The organism is Paenibacillus sp. S-12, from assembly GCF_030363895.1.
Taxonomy (GTDB): Bacteria; Bacillota; Bacilli; order Paenibacillales; family Paenibacillaceae; genus Paenibacillus_B; species Paenibacillus_B alvei.
This window is the reverse complement of the sequence record NZ_JASIUF010000005.1, coordinates 860009-880212: the sequence shown is the minus strand read 5'-3', so window position 1 is coordinate 880212 and position 20204 is coordinate 860009. Positions and strand designations below refer to the sequence as shown.

Here is a 20204-nt window from a genome sequence, read left to right as displayed (position 1 = left end):
GACGGCAATCGTCCATCCGGGTGCATGTGAGAATGCTGCACGCACCCGGTATGAACGAGGCCAGACCTTCTGCAATCACTGTTCAGACGGAACAGCAGCTTAGAGCGAAATTAAAAGGCAAAATCGATTTCTTCCTCCAACACTTCGTCTTCTTCCCCGCTGCCGCTCAATTGAATATCGCCCAATCTAATGTCAGGTCGATCACAAAGTTGAGACAGAATATCCAAGAAATCCTCCACAAAGTTCGCAATCATATTCGAAGAGAACAGCTTGGTGCAGTATTCGAATTGCCCGCTCAGCTTTCCGTCTTCGATCTCCATTTCCAAGGTTAAGTCGAATTTTGCTACGGTATGCGATGGAATTAATGGCTCAAAGGACATTTCTCCCACATTGACCGTGCGGGCAGTTGCATTTTGCAGCACGAACATGGTATCGAATACCGGATTTCGACCAGGAACCCAAGCTGACTGCAGTTGGTCCACAAGCTTGTCAAACGGGTAATCCTGATGTTCGAAGGCATTCAGCGTCGACTCCTTCACTTCCTCCAAATAATGAAGGAAGCTCTTATCCGCATGCGGATAATTGCGAATTGCCAGCGAGTTGACGAACATTCCGATCAATTGCTCCGTATCTGCATGCGTTCTGCCTGCGATTGGAGTACCGACGACAAGATCGTTTTGACCTGAATATTTATGAAGCAATGTCGTGTAAGCTGCCAGCAGCACCATATAAATGGTTGCTCCAGTTTGGGCTGCGAGGTGCTGCAGCTTTTCATTCAACTGCCCGTCAATCGCGAAATGCAGCTTGTCTCCGTCATAGCTGCGGCGATCGGTTCTGGCGAATTCGGTTGGGAGCTCCAACAACGGAAGCTCGTTGCCCAATGAGTTCAGCCAGAATTGCTCATGCTCTTTCATTCGCTCGCTTTGCGCTTCTGACTGCTGCCACAGCACATAATCCTTGTACTGTATCTCCAGTGGAGGAAGCTCCTCCCCGTCATACAAACGGGCAAGCTCGTCAATCAATATGTTCGTTGAAATCCCATCCGAAATAATATGGTGCATATCGAACAGTAAGAGATGCTGCTCCTCATGCTCCAGTTGGACGAGTCCGACTCTAAGCAGCGGCGGCTGCTCCAAATCGAATTCTCGGACGAATTGCGCAGCGATGTCTTCAGCATCCTTCTCTGTGGCATACGAATACTCAAGTTCAATTTCGACTTGCTGACGAATCCGCTGTACCGGTTCTCCATCCACCATTTCAAAGCTGGAACGCAGTGTATCATGACGGGCAATCAACTTCTGAAGCGCCGCTTCCAAGCGGGAGCGATCGATATGCCCTTGAACCAGCATAGCCCCTGGCATGTTGTAGCTCTGCTGCGCCCCTTCAGCCTGATGTAAAATGTAGATCCGCTTTTGAGCCGAGGAGAGCGGATAATGTCCAGCTACCGGTGCTATCGGAATCGCACGGTATTCCTGCTTCTCCAATTTGGCGATCGCCTGCGCCATCGTTTCAACCGTCGAATTGCGGAAAATGTCCCTCAGCGGAAGAGCAACGTGCAGTTCCTTGCTCAGCTTGCCGGCAAGCGCGGTTGCCCGCAGGGAGTGTCCGCCCAATTCGAAGAAGTCGTCCTTCACACCGATATGATCTAGACCAAGCACTTCCTGCCAAATACGCACAAGCTTCACTTCTAACGGCGTTCGCGGTGCTGCGCGCTCAACGTCGGTACGGATCATATCTTTCGGAGCCGGGAGTGCTTTACGATCCAGCTTGCCATTCGGCGCCAGCGGCATCTGCTCCAGCTGCACAAAGTAGGATGGAATCATATAGCTCGGCAGCTCTGCGGCAAGCGCTGCTCTCAAGTCGCTCACTGCTGGCTCACCGTCTGCTACATAGTAAGCGCACAGTGATTTCTGGCCGCTCTCGTCTTCCCGCGCTACAACAACCGTCTCTCTAATCACATCGATATTTAGAAGCGCCGTTTCCAGTTCGCCCAGCTCAATCCGGTATCCGCGAATCTTCACTTGATGGTCGATTCGTCCCAAATATTCAATATTGCCGTCTGGCAGCCATCGTGCCAGGTCGCCCGTTCTATACATCCGTTCGCCCACAGAAGATACTGTGACGAATTTCTCTGCTGTCAGCTCCGGACGGTTCCAGTATCCTCGTGCTAATCCAACACCTGCAATGCACAGTTCGCCCGCCACGCCGATCGGCTGCACCTGATTATGCCCGTTCACGATATAAATGCGCGTATTGTCAATCGGCTTGCCGATCGGCACGCTTACGTAGGCTTGACCAGGCTCGCAGTCGAAGTACGTAACATCCACTGTCGCTTCTGTCGGTCCGTACAGGTTGATCAGACGTGCATCACTTGCTGGCGCGATGTAGCGATAGAACCGTTCTACCTGTGACACAAGCAGCGCCTCACCGCTCGTGAATACCTGCCGCAGCGGCGACAAGCCGCGCTTGCGCTCTGCTTCAGGCAGCTGCTCCACATGCTCGAGGAAGGCGTGCAGCATAGACGGCACGAAGTGCATTGTCGTGATGCCGTGACGATCGATCGCTTCGACGATCGCTGCCGGATTCTTCTCTCCGCCAACTGGAAGCATGAGCACCTTCGAGCCGACGAAAGCCCACCAGAACAGCTCCCAGACGGATACGTCGAACGTAATCGCCGTCTTCTGCATAATGGTGTCTTCTGCGCCAATCGGATACTGCTTCTGCATCCACAGCAAGCGATTAATGACCGATGTATGCTCGACCATAACCCCTTTTGGACGGCCAGTCGTGCCTGACGTGTAGATAATATAGGCCATATCGGTCGGCTTATTGACCGCTTCTAGATTGGAAGCATCGTCGTCGTACGCTCCAGCATCGTCCAGATCGATGACGCGTCCCGCAAAGTCTATTCCTTCTCCCGCACTGCCCTGCACGAGCAGCACTTGAGCCTCTGAATCTTCCAGCATGTACCGGATGCGATCTTCCGGATAATCCGGCGCAATCGGCACATAGGCGCCGCCGGCCTTCAGAATACCCATGATTCCGACCATCAGCTCCAACGAACGTTCCGCCATAATGCCGACGATCTGATCCGGTACGACACCGGCCGCCCGCAATGTTCTCGCCAGTCGGTTCGAGCGTTCATTCAATTCCCGATATGTTAAGCACTCGTCCCCGAACAGCACGGCCGCCGAATCTGGCATCCGCTGCGTTTGCTCCTCGAACATCCGATGAATCGTCTGTTCGCAAGGATATTCGGCTGCCGTTTCGTTGAATGCCGTCATCAGCTCCGTCTGTTCGGCTTCTGTAGCCAGTTGCAGTTCGCCTACAACAATGTCCGGATTATTTGCCACTTGTTCGAGCACATGCTTAAGATGGTTTTGCAGCCGCTCCATGTCGGCACGATCGTAAACCTGCGCATTGTAATCAAAGCGAATAAGGAGATTATCACCCGGCACGATCATGAAATTGAAATCATAATTCGTCTGTTCGGCAGCCTGCACATCCGTTATGGCAAGATCCCGACCGATGCCATCGCCGGTTTGTTCCATACGCTCATCCAGCGGATAGTTCTCGAACACCATGATATGGCTGATCAAGTCCTGCTTCTGCGCCGTTCTGGATTGGATTTCATATAACGGATAATAATCGTATCGTCCGGATTCGAGCGCCGCATTTTGCAGTTGTTCCGCTACCTTGGCGAAGCTTGCGTCGGTTGTGCAGCTTACTCGTACTGGAATCGTGTTGATGAACAATCCAATCATCGATTCGACGCCCGGCACGTCAGCCGGACGACCCGATACAACGCCGCCAAATACGACATCTTCGGTGCCGTTGTATCTTTGAAGCACGATCCCCCACGCCGCTTGCAGCAACGTGTTCAACGTCACTTGATGCTGCTTGGCAGCCCGGTTCATGCGGGATGTCAGCTCGATTCCCATTTTGCAGGACGCTTGTTCTAGCATATACGGCTTATCTTTGCCTGCGATCTTACCGTTAGGCAATCGCGTTTGCTGGTCATATCCACCCAAATAGCCACTCCAATAGTCAGCCGCCGCATTCATGTCCTGACGCGCCAGCCATTCGATGTATCGGCTGTAGTCAGGCATATCAGCCTCCTCGTGCAGCGCCGATTGGACTGGTTGATCCATGAGGGCTGAGTACGTGCGGAATAGTTCTTCCGTCAGCTGTGGCAGGCACCAGCCATCCATCAGAATATGATGGGAGCTCCACAGCACATGGCAGCTTAATTCTCCTGTCCGCATTAAGGTGACGCGCACTAGCGGATCCCGCTCAAGATCAAATCCTCGCAGCTTGTCACCCGCCACGATACTTTCGATTGCTGCCGTTTGCTCGTCAGGCAGCAGCTCGCTCAAATCCTTACATGTGCACGTAATTCGTCCTTCGCGGAACACGATTTGCACCGGTTCGCCTTCCAAGCTGTAGAAATTCGTACGCAGCACGGCATGCTTTAGAGCCAGCTCATTCAAGCTTCTGGCAAACATGTCAGGATCAAGCTCGCCCCGCAGCGTAAATCGAGTTTGCTCGAAATAAGCACCATGAGTCCCTTCTTCCCCATCCACTGCATTGTGGAACCACATGCCCTTTTGCATCGGGGTCAGCATGTACATATTTTCGATGATACCAAGATCCTGCGTCTCTTCTGTAATCCGCTCCAACTGCTCAATGCTCAGCCCTTGCAGCAGTAAGTCGCTCGGTGTCAACTCCGTGTGCTCCTTCGCCATGCAATGATCAATGATCTCAAGCAGACTCGCACGCATATGGCTGGCCAACTGCTCAATCGTCTCCTGACGATATTCCGAACCGCTGTAGCTTATGTCAAAGGACAGTGCGCCGTCTGTAATCGCTCCGTTGATATCGAGCGCATATTGTCTAGCATGCTTGGCGCTTGCATCCGCTCCTCGCGAATACGGAGATACGGACATGCCGTCACCCATTGTTTCTTGATCGAACTGCCCCAAATAGTTGAAACTGATGTCAGGCGCAGCGCCCCAGTCCAAGCCTTCTTCCGTTGCTGCCAGGTAACGGCATATTCCGTATCCGATTCCCTTGCTCGGAATTCGGCGCAGATTTTCCTTGAGCTCCTTGATATGATAAGCCAAGCTCCGGCTCGGCTCCCATTGCAGCAGCACCGGATACTCGCTTGTGAACCAGCCTACCGTCCGCGTAATATCAAGCTCGCTGAGGATTGGCTCACGTCCATGCGATTCTAGATTCACGAGTACTCGATTTTGCCCGCTCCATTTCTGTGCAGCCATTGCGAAGGCAGCAAGCAATATGTCGTTCATGTCCGTGTTATAAGCACGATGTACCTGTTTCAACAGTTGCTCAGTTTCCTCTTCGCTCCACGCAACGACGACGGAATGGCTGTCTTGCTGCATGCTCTTCTCTGCTTCAAAGTCTTTCGCCAGCGGAGCAGCGCCGGCGCTCAAAACGTTTATCCAGTATTCACGCTCTCTGTCCATCGCCGTGTCTGCAGCGTATTCAACTAGACTACGCGCCCAAGCGAGATAAGAATCTGTCTTCGAAGGCAAACGGATATCGCCGCCATTGAGCGCTTGTTCATAGCCTGCCGCAAAATCCTCCAGCAGGATGCGCCAGGAGACACCGTCCACAACGGCATGATGGATAGCCAAAAGCAAATGATGTCCTTGTTCGGTGCGGAACAAACCAGCCTTCACAAGCGGACCGCTATGCAAATCGATGCTTGCTTGAATTTCGCTTGCTTTCACTTCGACGACCTGTGCAACGTCTTCTTCGTTCTCCACATCCAGAGTAACAAAGCCAAACAGCTCGCCCTCTTCGATTGCCCGATTCCAAGCTGTATATCCAGCATCGGTTTTGCGGAATACCATCCGCAGCACATCGTGATGTTCCACAATTTTACGTAAAGTTTTGCGTAGAGCCGTCTCATCAAATCCGTCCTGCCGATACAGCATAAACGACTGATTGTAGTGGTGCGCTTCATCCAATCCCAGTCCGAAATACCAGCGTTGAATCGGTGTCAGCTCGGCTTCGCCGAATACTTCTCCTTGGTCGGCTATTCTGCCGATCGGCTGAAGCTGGTGCGCCAATTGTGCAATTGTCGGGTATTTGAACAGGTCTCGGATTTCCAGCTTGTAGCCAGCTTGGTGCAGCCGTGAGGACACTTGGATTGATTTAATCGAATCCCCGCCCAGCTCAAAGAAATGATCGTTCGTTCCAATCCGTTCTACATGCAGGACGCTCTCCCATGCCGCAGCCAACGCCTTCTCTGCATCCGTGCGCGGCGCTGCGTATTCTATACCGGTATACGCAATGCCCTCCGGCGCTGGAAGTCCCTTGCGGTCAAGCTTGCCGTTCGGTGTAAGCGGCATTTGATCAAGTCTCAGGAAATGCGACGGTATCATATATGCTGGAAGTTCCTTCGCCAGCGCCGCCCTCCATTCGCCTGCTGTCAGCTCGCGTTCTGACGTATAGTAAGCACACAGCACCTTCCGTCCGCTGCCGTCTTCCCGTGCAACGACGGCCGCTTCGCCAACATTTGGCATGTTCTGTAGCTTCGATTCAACTTCTCCAATTTCGATGCGGTATCCGCGTATTTTGACCTGATGATCTGTACGTCCAATCAATGCGATGTTGCCGTCAGGCAGCCATTTTGCCAAATCGCCCGTGCGGTACATGCGTTGACCAGGTGCGAACGGATCATCTACGAACTTGTCCGCCGTCAATTCTGGTCTGTTCCAGTATCCGCGGCCCACCCCAGCTCCTCCGATATAGAGTTCTCCTGCCAAGCCGACAGGTTGGAGCGATTGGTTTTCACCCAGAACGTACATCGCAACGTATGGGAGCGGCTTGCCGATTGGGATTGCACGAACCGTCACCGCTGATTGCGGTTCATAATAGCTGGAGTCCACGCACGCTTCGGTTACCCCGTAGCTATTAACGATGCGCAGGTGTGAACCAAAGCGGTCAATCAGCCTGCGGAAATCATCCGCTGGACACAGATCCGAACCGATAATCAACAACTTGAGACTGCCGATGTCCACCCGATGCTCATGGACATGCTCCATAAGCGGAATGACAAGAGCAGGCGTCGATTCGAACATATGGATGCCGCAGTTGCGAAGCAGCTCGCAAATTTCGGCTGGATTCGCTCTTGCTTCGCTCGGGCAAAGTATCAGTTCTCCGCCGTGCAGCAGTGTGCGAACAAGATCTCCGGAAAATACGTCGAACGAAAAGCTGGCCCACTGCAGCCAACGGATTCCCGGCTCATGCAGTCCATATTCCGACTTCCAGGCATCGGCCATGGCAGCCAGATGACGGTGCTCGATCATAACTCCTTTCGGATTGCCAGTCGTTCCCGACGTGTAGATGACATAGCATAGATCAGAATGCCCGCTGATCGGCTCTAGATTCGTCGCGTCCTCCTGATAGGAAGCTCCCTCCTCAAGCAGTACCCACGTTCCGTCAAAGGATACTTTTGTCTGCAAATGGCGCTGTGTCAACAGCAGCCGTGCGTTCGCATTTTCCAGCATATAGCGAATACGATCCTCCGGATATTCCGGATCAATTGGGACATAAGCTCCACCGGACTTCAAGACAGCCATGATTGCAACAATCATGTCGAGCGAACGATCAGCCATAACGCCGATCAGCTCATTCGGCCTTGCGCCTTGTCCTCGAAGTGTTCTTGCTAGTTTATTGGCCCGTTCATTCAGCTCTCGGTAGGTCATTCGCTCTTGCTCGAACACGACCGCAGTGTGCTCCGGCGTGCGCGCAACCTGCTCTTCGAACAAGCTGTGAATCGTGCCCGCGGAAGGGATTGAGAAATTCTCACGATTGAATACAGTCAATATTTCTTCCCGCTCTGTCGTCGTCAACATGGCAAGCTCTTTCAGGCAAGCTTCCGGCTGTGTGACGATATCGGTTAACAATTGCTTGAAGTGCTGGGCCATGCGGACGATCGTTTCCGACTTGAACAAGGAAGTTGCATATTCAATGCTGCAGTCCAGTCCGTCCCCATCTTCTTTCACGTCCAAGCTCACATCGAATTTAGAAATTGTGTATTCCAACGGATATGGCTTCATCTCCAGCTCGCCCAGTGAATCGTTCATCAGCTCCGTATTGTCTAACGCGAACATCGTGTCAAACAATGGGTTGCGGCTTAAATCTCTAGTCAATTGCAGGCTGTCCACCAAATCCTCGAATGGATAGTCCTGATGCTCATAAGCGCCTAGCATTGTATTCTTGATCTCGTCCAAATACGAGCGGAACAGCTTCTCGCCTTCTGGATAAGTGCGAATCGCGAGCGTATTAACAAACATTCCGATAATCGGCTGCAGCTCGCCATGCGTTCTTCCTGCAATCGGTGTCCCAACCACGATATCGTCTTGGCCCGTATACTTATGAAGCATGACGGTATAGGCGGCCAGAAGCACCATATATAGCGTCGTACCGGTTTCAGCAGCAATTCGATTCAAGCCCTCGCTCACGTTCTTGTCGATTCTGAAAGGAAGTGTTAGGCCGTCATACTTCTGCACAGCCGGTCGAGCAAAATCCGTCGGCAGCTCCAATATCGGCAATTCTCCGCGGAATTCGTCAAGCCAGTACGCTTGCTGCTGCTTCAATTGTTCCTTATGTGCCTCCGACTGCTGCCATACTGCATAATCCTTATACTGGATGCGGAGCGGTGGTACGTCTTCCCCATGATAGTGCTGTGACAATTCCCGCAGCACGATACCTATCGATACACCGTCCGAAATAATATGGTGCATGTCGAACAGAAGTACATATTGATGCTTTGCTTCCGCAATTTCGATCAGTCCTGCTCGCAGTAATGGCGGCTTATTGAGATCGAACGAACGAATAAACTGCCGCGTTAACTGCTGGACGTCACGTTCTGCGGCTTTGTGGTATTCGATTGCAAAGTTCACGGTATCGAGTACACGCTGTACAGGTTCCCCAAACTCCAAATCGAAGCTCGTACGCAATATATCGTGCCGCTCGATCAATTTGCGGAATGCGGTCTCGAATCTGTCTCGATCCAGTTCTCCTTCGATCAGCATGACGCCAGGCATATTGTAGCCTTGCTCTGCGCCTTCAAGCTGATGCAGAATGTACAGCCGCTTTTGTGCGGAGGACACTGGATAATACTCGCGTGCTTCAGCTACCGCGATCGACGAATAAGCGTCCTCAGCCATTGCGGACACGGCGGCTGCCAGCTCTCCGATCGTAGGATAGCGGAACACATCTCGCAGCGGTAACTGAATATTCAATTCTTGATGCACCTTATTAACCAAAGCCGTCGCGCGCAGGGAATGGCCGCCGAGCTCGAAGAAATTATCATTCACGCCGACTCGTTCAAGGCCAAGCAACTGCTCCCACATGCGGGCAAGGCTCGCTTCGAGCGGTGTGCGCGGCGCTACATATTCCGTGCCTATATTGATGCTTCCCTCCGGAGCAGGCAGCGCTTTGCGATCTACCTTGCCATTGGAAGTGAGCGGCATGCGCTCCAGCTGCACGAAATAAGACGGTATCATATATGCCGGCAATTCCTGCGCCAGCTCGATTCTCAATTCGCCTACGGTCAACTGGCGATCCGCCACAAAATAGGCGCACAGTAGTTTTTCTCCGCCGTTTTCTTCCCGAGCAATAACAATTCCTTCCCGAATCGATGCTATCTTAGTAATTTGTGCTTCAACCTCGCCAAGCTCGATTCGATAGCCGCGGATTTTGACTTGATGATCGATCCGGCCCAAATATTCAATATTGCCGTCTGACAGCCATTTCGCCAAATCGCCGGTCTTGTACATCTTTCCTCCCAGCTCGAACGGATTGTCAACAAATCTGTCGGCTGTAAGCTCAGGACGATTCAAATATCCACGTGCAAGACCTTCTCCCGCGACATACATTTCTCCCGCCACGCCTACCGGAACGCATTGCCGGTTCGTGTCTAGAATGTAAATGCGCAAGGTCGGAATCGGGAACCCGATGTTGCTTCTCGCTTGATCGATTTCCGTCTCAGTTATCTCCTTGTACGTAACATGGACTGTCGTTTCGGTAATTCCGTACATATTGATCAGCTTCGTGCTCGGATATTTCGCTCTCCAATCCTTCAGCAGTTGTGGACTTAGCGCTTCTCCACCAAATATGACCATACGGATGTTCAGTTTCGGACTTCCGTCAGCCAATGCCTCCCGCATCAACTGATAAAAATAGGTCGGCGTCTGATTGAGGACAGTTACCTGTTCTTCGGCCAGCAGTTCTAGGAACTTCGCCGGATTTTTGGCCGTCAGTTGCGGCACGACTACCAATTTCCCGCCGTATAGTAACGCGCCGTACATTTCCCATACCGAGAAGTCGAAGCAGAAGGAATGGAATAGCGTCCATGTATCGGATGATCGGAAGTCAAACAGATTTTTGCTGTTGAACAGCAGGCGCACGACGTTTTTATGTTCAATCAGAGTTCCCTTCGGCTTGCCAGTCGTTCCCGACGTATAGATGACATAGGCCAAATCGGAAGGCTTGTTGACCGGTGCCGGGTTAGAAATGTCTCCGCTGTATGCTTGCTCGTCATCAAGGAACATAACTTTGCCTGCAAAATCAACCTGCTCCTGCAGATGCTGCGGCAACAGCAAAATATCCGCACCGGAATCGCTCAGCATATAGCCGATGCGATCGCTCGGATACTCCGGATCGATCGGCACATAGGCTCCCCCAGCCTTAAGAATGGCAAGAAGCCCTACAAGCATGTCTGTTGTACGCTCGGCCATGATGCCTACCAGCGTATCAGCGTTGACTCCTTCCGTACGCAGCGTCCAAGCCAAGCGGTTCGCCCGTTCGTTCAGCTCCCGATAAGTCAGGATACCATTCGCTGCCGTTACAGCAATTGCATTTGGTGTTCGTTCGACCTGTTCCTCGAACAAACGGTGAATCGTCATGTCTCTCGGATAGTCTGCCGCCGTATCATTGAACTGCTCCATTAATTGCTGCTTCTCTGCTTCGGTTACGATGCCGAGCTGTTCCAATCGAATGTCCGGATTATGGATAACCGCCTCCATCAATTGATTGAAATGGGCCGTCATTCGTTCAATCGTTTCACGCTTGTACAGAGCAGTTGCATATTCCATACTGCACATGAGGCCCGCATCGTTTTCTTCGATGTGCAGTGTAAGATCGAACTTGGCCACCGCATGCTCGATTGGATTCGGCGTCACAGTAAGTCCATCAATGGACCATAAGCCTTTTTCCGTATTTTGCAGGACGAGCGCAGTATCGAATACCGGATTGCGGCTTACGTCCCTCGTCGGCTGAATATGATCGATCAGTTCCTCGAACGGATATTCCTGATGTTCATAGGCCTGCAATGTCGTATGCCGGACTTCCTTCAGGAAGGAACGGAATGTCTTCTCTCCTGCCGGGTAATTGCGGAGCGGAAGCGTGTTGACGAACATACCGATGAGCGGTTGAATGTCATCATGCGTTCTGCCTGCAATTGGCATGCCGACAATGACGTCCTCCTGCCCCGTATACTTATAAAGCAAAGATGAGTACAGGGTCAGCAATACCATGTACATGGTAGCATCTGATCCTGCCGCAATCTGCTTCAGCGCATCTACCTTGTCAGCAGAAATGGAGAACTCCAGCGTGCTGCCTGCAAAGCTTCGGAAGGCAGGTCGCGGATAGTCCGCAGGCAGCTGCAGAACCGGCAGCTCGCCGTCCAACGATTTCAACCAGTATGATTTCTGCTCCTTCATCCGAGACAGATATCCTTCGCTTTGCTGCCACACTGCATAATCCTTGTACTGGATATGCAAATCCGGCAGAGTTTCGCCGCTGTATAGCGCTGCGAACTCTTCGAGCAAGATGCCCATGGAAGCCCCATCCGAAATAATGTGATGCATGTCGAACAACAACATATGGCGCTCAGCGCCTAATTCGATTAGTCCCACGCGAATCAGCGGAGGCTGATTCAATTGGAACGTACGGACGAAAGTACGCAGAATAGATTCGACTTCCGATGCTTCATCAGCTTGCCAATGCTCCACAGTGAACTCTGCCTGCTCATATACGATCTGTACAGGCTCGCCGTTCTTCATTTCGAACCCGGTGCGCAGTACCTCATGCCTTTCAATCAAGCCGTGGAACGCGGATTCCAAGCGTTCGCGATCTAGCTTGCCTTCCATCATCATGACACCCGGCATATTATAGGACTGCTCTGCCCCCTCCATCTGATGGAGAACGAACAACCGCTTCTGAGCGGACGATACTGGATACCACTCGCGTTCCTCTGTTTTGTTGATGGAATGGAAATACTCCTGCTGCATGCCTTCAATGGCGATCGCCATCTGCTCAATCGTAGGGCATCGGAACACGTCTCGGAGCGGCAGCAAAACACTGAGTTCCCGATGCAGCTTGCTGACGAGCGTCGTGGCGCGCAAGGAATGGCCGCCCAATTCGAAGAACGAATCGGTAACGCCGACATGCTCGAGACCAAGTACATCCTTCCAAATGCATGCCAGCTTTGCCTCCAAGTCCGTGCGCGGCTGGACGAGTTCATGGACACGAAGTCCTTCCTCTGGGACAGGAAGCGCCCTGCGATCGACCTTGCCGTTAGGCGTCAAAGGCAGCTTGTCAATCTGGATGAAGTGAGACGGTATCATATAGCCCGGCAATTCTCGGGCTAGTGCCTCGCTGAGTTCTGAAGGCGCAAGCTCATAGCCTGCCGTGAAATAAGCACATAATACTTTTTGTCCACTTGCATCTTCACGCGCTATGACCGCAGCTTCGCTCACTTGTTCGATCCGTAGTACATGGGCCAGTACCTCGCCGAGTTCAATCCGGTAACCGCGAATCTTCACTTGTTCATCACAGCGTCCCATAAATTCAATCGTTCCGTCCGGCAGCCATCTCGCCAAATCGCCGGTTCGGTACAGCCGCTCGCCTGGGACGAACGGATCGTTTACGAATTTTTCCTCCGTCAATTCAGGACGGTTCAAGTAACCACTAGCCAATCCGTCTCCACCTGTATACAGCTCGCCTACTACGCCAACCGGAAGAAGATTTCCAGCTTCATCAAGCACATACACCCGCGTATTGCCGATCGGGCGGCCGATCGGAATCGACGCACGCTCTAAATCCGCTTCTGCAATGTGATGGCAGCAGGTGAAGGTTGTGTTTTCCGTCGGACCATAGCCATTGATGAGGCGAATTCCGCTATGATGCTCCAACACTTTACGGGCATGTGCGGATGATACGACATCGCCGCCTACCAGCAGCTGCTTGACTCCGCTAAAACCATGAATATGCTGTTCAGCCATCACTTGGAATAACCCGGCCGTCATCCACATTGTCGTTACCTGATGGCGCTGTATCGCTTCTGCCCAATCCGCAAGCGATTGATTGCCTGGAGGCAGGATAGCAAGCGCTGCTCCATTCAGCAGACTGCCCCAAATTTCGAAGGTAGCCGCATCAAATGAAATCGTGGATCCCTGCAAAAATACATCATTTTCATTGATGTCTACATAGGTTGCGGCACTGACGAGACGAACGACCCCGCGATGCGTTACACATACGCCCTTCGGCGTACCTGTGGAACCAGACGTATAGACGATGTATGCCAAGTCTTCTCCCGTCCCTGCATCCGGCAGGTTCTCGCACTGCGCTTTGTTGGCAGAATAGTCTACTGCAGATTCAGTTTCATCGAGTGCAATGACGCTCATGCTTTCCGGCCACATGTTCCGCAAATGCTTCTGCGTCACCATCACTGCCATCGACGTATCTTCCACCATGGCATTTATCCGCTCTTGCGGATATGCCGGATCGATCGGCACATAGGCTCCGCCAGCCTTAAGGATAGCCAGCAAGCCTACAAGCATTTCCAATGAGCGTTCCACGCTGATGCCAACCCGAGCCCCAGTACTGATTCCGGTTTCCCGCAGTTGCCGCGCCATTCTGTTGGCCTTCGCATTCAGCTCCCGATAAGTCATCTGCTTATTGCCGAATATGGCAGCTATCGCGTCTGGCTGCTGTTCGGCCCGCTCTTCGAACAAATGATGTATCGTCTTGTCGCGCGGATAACTTACGGACGTATCGTTGAATTCGTTCAAAATAACCGTTTTTTCTTGCTCCGTTGCCAGTTCCAATTGACCAACAGCCGTTTGCGGATTGGTGGCAATTTGCTTCAATAGGTGCAGCAGATGCCCTTTCAATGCGGTTATGCCAGCCTGATCCAACGCCAGCTTGTTATAATCAAAGCGAATAACGATATTGTCGCCAGGCACAATGATAAGGTTCAAATCGTAATTCGTTTGTTCGGACACAATCACATCCGCCAATTTCAGACCTTTGCCGTCCAAGCTGCTGAACTGATCAAGCTGTTCTTCCATTGGATAATTCTCAAGCACCATGATGTGGTTGATTAAGTCCTGCTTCTGCGCACTCTGTGCTTGAATCTCATACAGTGGATAGTAGTCATGCTTGGCAGACGATAAAGCCTGCTCCTGTATCTGCGTCATCACTTCTGCAAAGCTGATGTCCGCTTGGCAGTTAACACGCACTGGAATCGTGTTGATAAACAAGCCGATCATGTCTTCGATTCCGACGAGTTCCGCCGGTCTGCCAGATACGACGCTGCCAAAAACCACGTCAGATGTTCGGTTATACTTTTGCAGCAAAATACCCCATGCCGCCTGCAGCAGCGTATTTAACGTCACTTGGTGCTGCGTCGCTGCTAGATTGATTTTAAGACTTAGATCTGCACCAAGCTCACACCGCAATTGATCCGCTTCATACGTGCCGGAATGTCCGCGCACAATGCTGTGCGGCAATGAAGTTGTCTCTTCAAATCCTGACAGGTAGTCCTGCCAGTAAGCTGCAGCAGCCGACTCATCCTGCCGTCCAAGCCACTCGATATATTGATTGTAAGAAGGAATGGAAGCTTGAACTGGCTTTTTGCCTCCGACGAGCGCGGAATATGTGCCGAACACTTCTTTAGCAACTAGCGGCAAGCACCAGCCGTCCATCAAAATGTGATGAGAGCTCCACATCACCTCATAAACCTCGTCTTCTGTTTGCAGAACGGTTACACGCATTAAGTCCCCATTCTCCAAATCGAACCCTTCAACACGTTCCCTTGTCTCTACCTTCTCAATAGCCTCAGCCCGTTCGGCTGGTTCCAAGGCACGCAAATCTTCATGCCTCAGTTCGATTTGCTTGCTTCGAAACACAACTTGCAGCGGCTCGCCGTTCGTATCGACAAGGAAATTGGTACGGAACACAGCATGCCGAGCCACCAATGCGTTCCAACTGGCAGCGAAGGCTTGAATGTCCAGCTCTCCCTTAAGCGTCAAGCGAGTAAGCTCAAAATATGCTCCCTTCTGACGATCCATGGCAGCATGGAACCACATGCCCTTCTGCATTGGTGTTAGTACATAAATATCTTCCACTTCTCCAATGCTGCTCGTCCGTTCAACAATTTGCTCCAGTTCCTGAATGCTGATTTGCGGCAGTGTTACATCACTAGGTGTTAGTTCTGCTCGTTCCTTACTCACGCAATGCTCGATAATTTCTTGTAAGCTGACCTTAAATAGACCAGCGAATTGCTCGATCGACTCCATGCGGTATTGCGTGCGTCCGTAGCTGATATCGAGCTGTAATTTTCCGTCTGTGACCATCCCATTAATATCAAGCAAATAAGGGCGCGGTTGATCTCCGCTAATATTGCTTCCCGTTGAAAGCGGCGACTGAGAAAATCCGCTGTTCTGGAAATCTTGGTCGAACTGCCCTAAGTAGTTGAAGCTTACTTCCGGTGTAGTTCCCCAATCCAATTGGGCACAAGACTTGGATAAATAGCGGCAAATGCCATAACCAATGCCTTTATTCGGTACGCCGCGCAAGTTTTCTTTGACCGCCTTGATCGTACGCGGCAAGTCCTTTTCCGATTCCGTCTCGAGAAGCAGCGGATATTCGCTCGTAAACCAGCCTACTGTTCGTGTAATATCGATATCCGGCAGGATCGACTCCCGCCCGTGTCCTTCCAGGTTAATTCTGATCTGCCCATGTCCGCACCATTTGCGGATGGCAATGCCAAGTGCTGCCAGAAGGAGATCATCCATTTGTGTGTTATAAGCACGATGCGCTTGCTTCAACAGCAGCTCGGTGTCGTTAGAGCTCCATTCAATCGTGACCGATTCACTGTCCCGCTGTAGAGCAACTGCCGATTCGTCCGTTGGAAGCGGCTGAACTTCTTTCTGGGCGATTTGCTTCCAATATGCTTTCTCCTGCTCCATTGTCGACTGCTGTGCGTATTCAGCAAGCTGCCGGGACCATAATCGGAAGGAATCGGTTTTGTCAGGAAGACGAATCTCACTTCCGTTCAATGCCTGCTCATAACCAGATGCGAGATCCTCAAGCAAAATACGCCAAGATACGGCATCAATGACAGCGTGGTGAATGGCGATAAGCAGGTGATCCCCATCCGTGCAGCGGAACAGACCCGCACGAACAAGAGGCCCTGATCCAAGATCAATTCCGGCTTGGATGGCTTCCGCAGCGTCCAGAAGCTTGTTCTGAACCGACTCAGCACTTTCGACTTTCTCCTTAAAATCTATTACTTCCAAGTAATATAACGAGCCTTCATCTGCTCGCCGATTCCAAGCCTCATATTTCCCGCGTTCCGTGCGGCGAAAGACGATGCGAAGCGCGTCGTGATGCTCTGTAATCTTTTGCAGCGCCTTGCACAGCGCCTCCTCCTCAAAGCCTTCCTTGCGGTGCAGCATGATGGATTGATTATAATGATGCAAATGATCCCCGCGCTGCCCGAAGTACCAGCGCAGAATTGGAGTGAGCTCGACTTCTCCGCTTTCTTCTCCTTGTTCAGCTTTCCTCCGAACCGCCACCATACGCGGGCTCAGCTGTTCAATAGTCGGGTATTTGAACATATCCCGAATATCCAGCTTGTATCCGGCCTGCTGCATGCGAGAAGATACTTGAATCGATTTGATGGAATCTCCGCCAAGCTCGAAGAAATGATCCAGCAGTCCGACTCTTTTCACACCCAGAACCGTTTGCCATACGCTTGCCAATGTTCGTTCCGCTTCAGACCGAGGTTCCAAATATTCCTTGCCCGTATATGCTTGTCCGGATGGAGCCGGCAGTCCGTTGCGGTCGATTTTGCCGTTCGGCGTAAGCGGCATCCGCTCCAGCTTCATGAAGTAAGACGGAATCATGTAATCCGGCAATTGATCCGCAAGTGCTGACCTCAATTGATGAATCGCAATTTCCCCGTCAGCAACATAATAAGCGCATAATACCTTAAGTCCATTTTCATCCTCGCGCGCAACGATGACAGCTTCACGAACGAGTGATGTTTGCAGCAAGCGAGTTTCAATTTCACCTATTTCTACCCGATTACCCCGAATTTTAACTTGGTGATCGAGTCTTCCAAGGTATTCAATGTTTCCGTCCGGCATCCATCTTGCCAAATCGCCGGTTCGGTACATCTTTCCTTGTGAATAGGGATCATCAATGAATTTTTCGGCCGTCAGGTCTTCACGGTTCAAGTATCCTCTTCCAACTCCAGCTCCGCCAATGTATAGCTCACCTACAACCCCAATCGGCTGCAGCGCCTTATTTTCGTCCAAAATGTACATGGATACCGAAGGAAGCGGCTTGCCTATCGGAAGCACTTGCAGGGATTCCGCATTATTTCTTTCGTAATAGCATGCATCAACGCAAGCTTCTGTTACGCCGTAACTGTTCAAAATTCGCATTTGCGAACCGAATCGTTCGACTAATTTGCGATACTCGGTGGTTGGGCAGTGATCAGATCCAACGACGAGCAGGCGTAAGCTGCTAATATCTTTGTTATGTTCATACACATATTCCATTAACGGAATAACGAGCGCCGGGGTCGATTCAAAAATATCGATGCGATGTGCTTCAATTATCTCGCAAATGGCCGCCGGATTGGCTCGCGCCTCGCTAGGACAAATAATCAGCTCTCCGCCATAGAGAAGTGCTCGCACCATGTCTCCTGTAAATACGTCAAACGAGAAGCTGGCCCATTGCAGGGTTCGTATGCCCGGCTCATCCAAGCGATAGGCTTCCTTCCAGGCGCTCCCTAATGCAGTGATTTGCCGGTGCTCTATCATGACGCCCTTCGGCTGGCCTGTTGTCCCTGAAGTATAGATAACGTAAGCTAAATGGCTCGAATCGTTTATTTGCTCCAGATTGTGGCAATTTTGGTCATAAAAGTTTTCATCATCAAGCATAATCCAAGTGCCTTTATAATCGACTCGCGATTGCAAATGACTTTGTGATACCAGCACTCGTGCAGCGGAATCCGACAGCATGTATAAGATACGTTCTTCCGGATACTCCGGATCGATTGGAACGTAAGCTCCGCCTGCCTTCAATATCGCTAGAATGCCCACGACCATTTCTAAGGAGCGATCCGCCATGATGCCAACGAATTGTTCGGCTGCTACCCCGTTGGCGCGTAAGGTTCGGGCTAGGCGATTGGCCCGGTCGTTCAACTCTTTATAAGTCAGTTGTCTATCCAGATATACGACGGCTACCTTGTCAGGCGTGCGTTCCACCTGCTCCTCAAACAACTGATGAACCGTTAAGGCAGGCTGCTGCACCGCCAAAGCTGTATTGAATCGGGTTAGAATCGTTTGGGCCTCTTTATCGCTGATCATGGACAGCTCATGCAGCGTCTGGCTCGGATTGCTCAGCATTTGATCCACGATGGTCATGATTTGTTCCATGTAGCGATTGATTTCATGCTCTCCAAACAACTGTACACGATAATCAAGATTGAAATTAATCTGCTTGTCGTCCAGCATGTCCTCTAAATGAATAGCAAAATCGTCTACTTCATGCCCGCAAAAGCTGCTGCGCTGGCGGACGGAAAGATCTCCGTAGGTTGTCCAATGAATCGGCATGTAGTTTATAGAGAGGCGATACAAATCCTGTAAATCGGAATTGTTATTTTGTTCTCTCAAGTCAAGAATAAGCTGGTTATAAGGGTATTTTTGATGACGCAGGTTCGCTTTTTGCTCTTTGGCGACATTATGTAGGAAGGTCAGCACATCGTGCTCTGGATCTAGCGTTAAACGGGCGGCTACTGTACTAACGAACATGCCGATCGCATCTTTGTCCTGTCTGGATGTTCGGTTGGCATAAGCGGTACCGACAGCAATATCATTGTTACCGGTCGTTTTATATAAGAAGGCGTACAAAGAACCCAAAAACAATGTAAATAGGCTAATTTTGTGCTGCTCGCTAAATAAGTAAATTTTTTCGTACGTTTCACCGCTAATCGCGATGCTTGTCCGTCTGGCCTCCGTTCCGATTGAAAAAGGAGGATATGATTTCATGCCTACTACTTCCGGCATTGTTCTGAACTTGTCCAGCCAATAAGATTTATCCTTGGCAGATCGTTCGGAGTTATCGTATTCCCGCTCCGCGAATATGTAATCCAAGTAGGTGCTATCTTGCTCATTCGCCGCCACGTTGCCGCTTACCAGCTCTGTGTAGTTCTTCATAATTTTATTGGCGATAAGATGGGATGACACGCCATCCGTGACAATATGATTCATTTTAAGATTGAACCAGAACTCTTCTTCATTGATGTTAAAAATAACAAAATGATACAACAATGAATCCGATATATGAATAGGGATATGGTTAAAGCGATTTAGCCAAGACTCGGCTTCTTCACGATTTTCCCACTCTAAGTAATCAATATTCGGTATAACTTGTTCCTCCGGCACGAATTGCTGCATCGGCTGATTATCAGCCGTTTCAATTCGGATTCGAAAAGCATCATGCTGCTTGATCACCTGGCTAATCGCCATCTTCAATATATCAACGTCGACCTTGCCTCGAATGTACATCGTACCGGCAACGGTAGAAACCGACGTATTAGGATGCATCATTTCCATGTACCAAATTCTTCGCTGCGCTTGCGTCAAAGGAAACCATTCGTTAGGATTTACGTTCACATTGACTCTCCCCTATTCGAAATATTCGTAAGCGTCCGAACCCGTCAATTGACGTTCCGGATAAGTTCGCGATCATCTCCGCAGAAGAGATTAGATGCATGGCTATATGAAATTAAATTTGCAATTGTTCGTCATGAGTGTGGGCAACAAAACAGTTGATAAGTCGGCAGCAGTGTAGCAGTGTTAATCATG

At 50.9% G+C, this 20204-nt stretch carries 1 protein-coding gene; it reads right to left on the bottom strand.

All coding sequences use genetic code 11. The annotated features are described in order from the left end of the window. Nucleotides 1–110: 110 nt before the first annotated feature. Nucleotides 111–20012 carry a non-ribosomal peptide synthase/polyketide synthase gene (locus NO352_RS06915; RefSeq protein ID WP_289355161.1) on the bottom strand — a complete coding sequence of 6634 codons (19902 nt, stop codon included), beginning with the start codon at nucleotides 20010–20012 and terminating at the stop codon, nucleotides 111–113. Nucleotides 20013–20204: the final 192 nt, after the last annotated feature.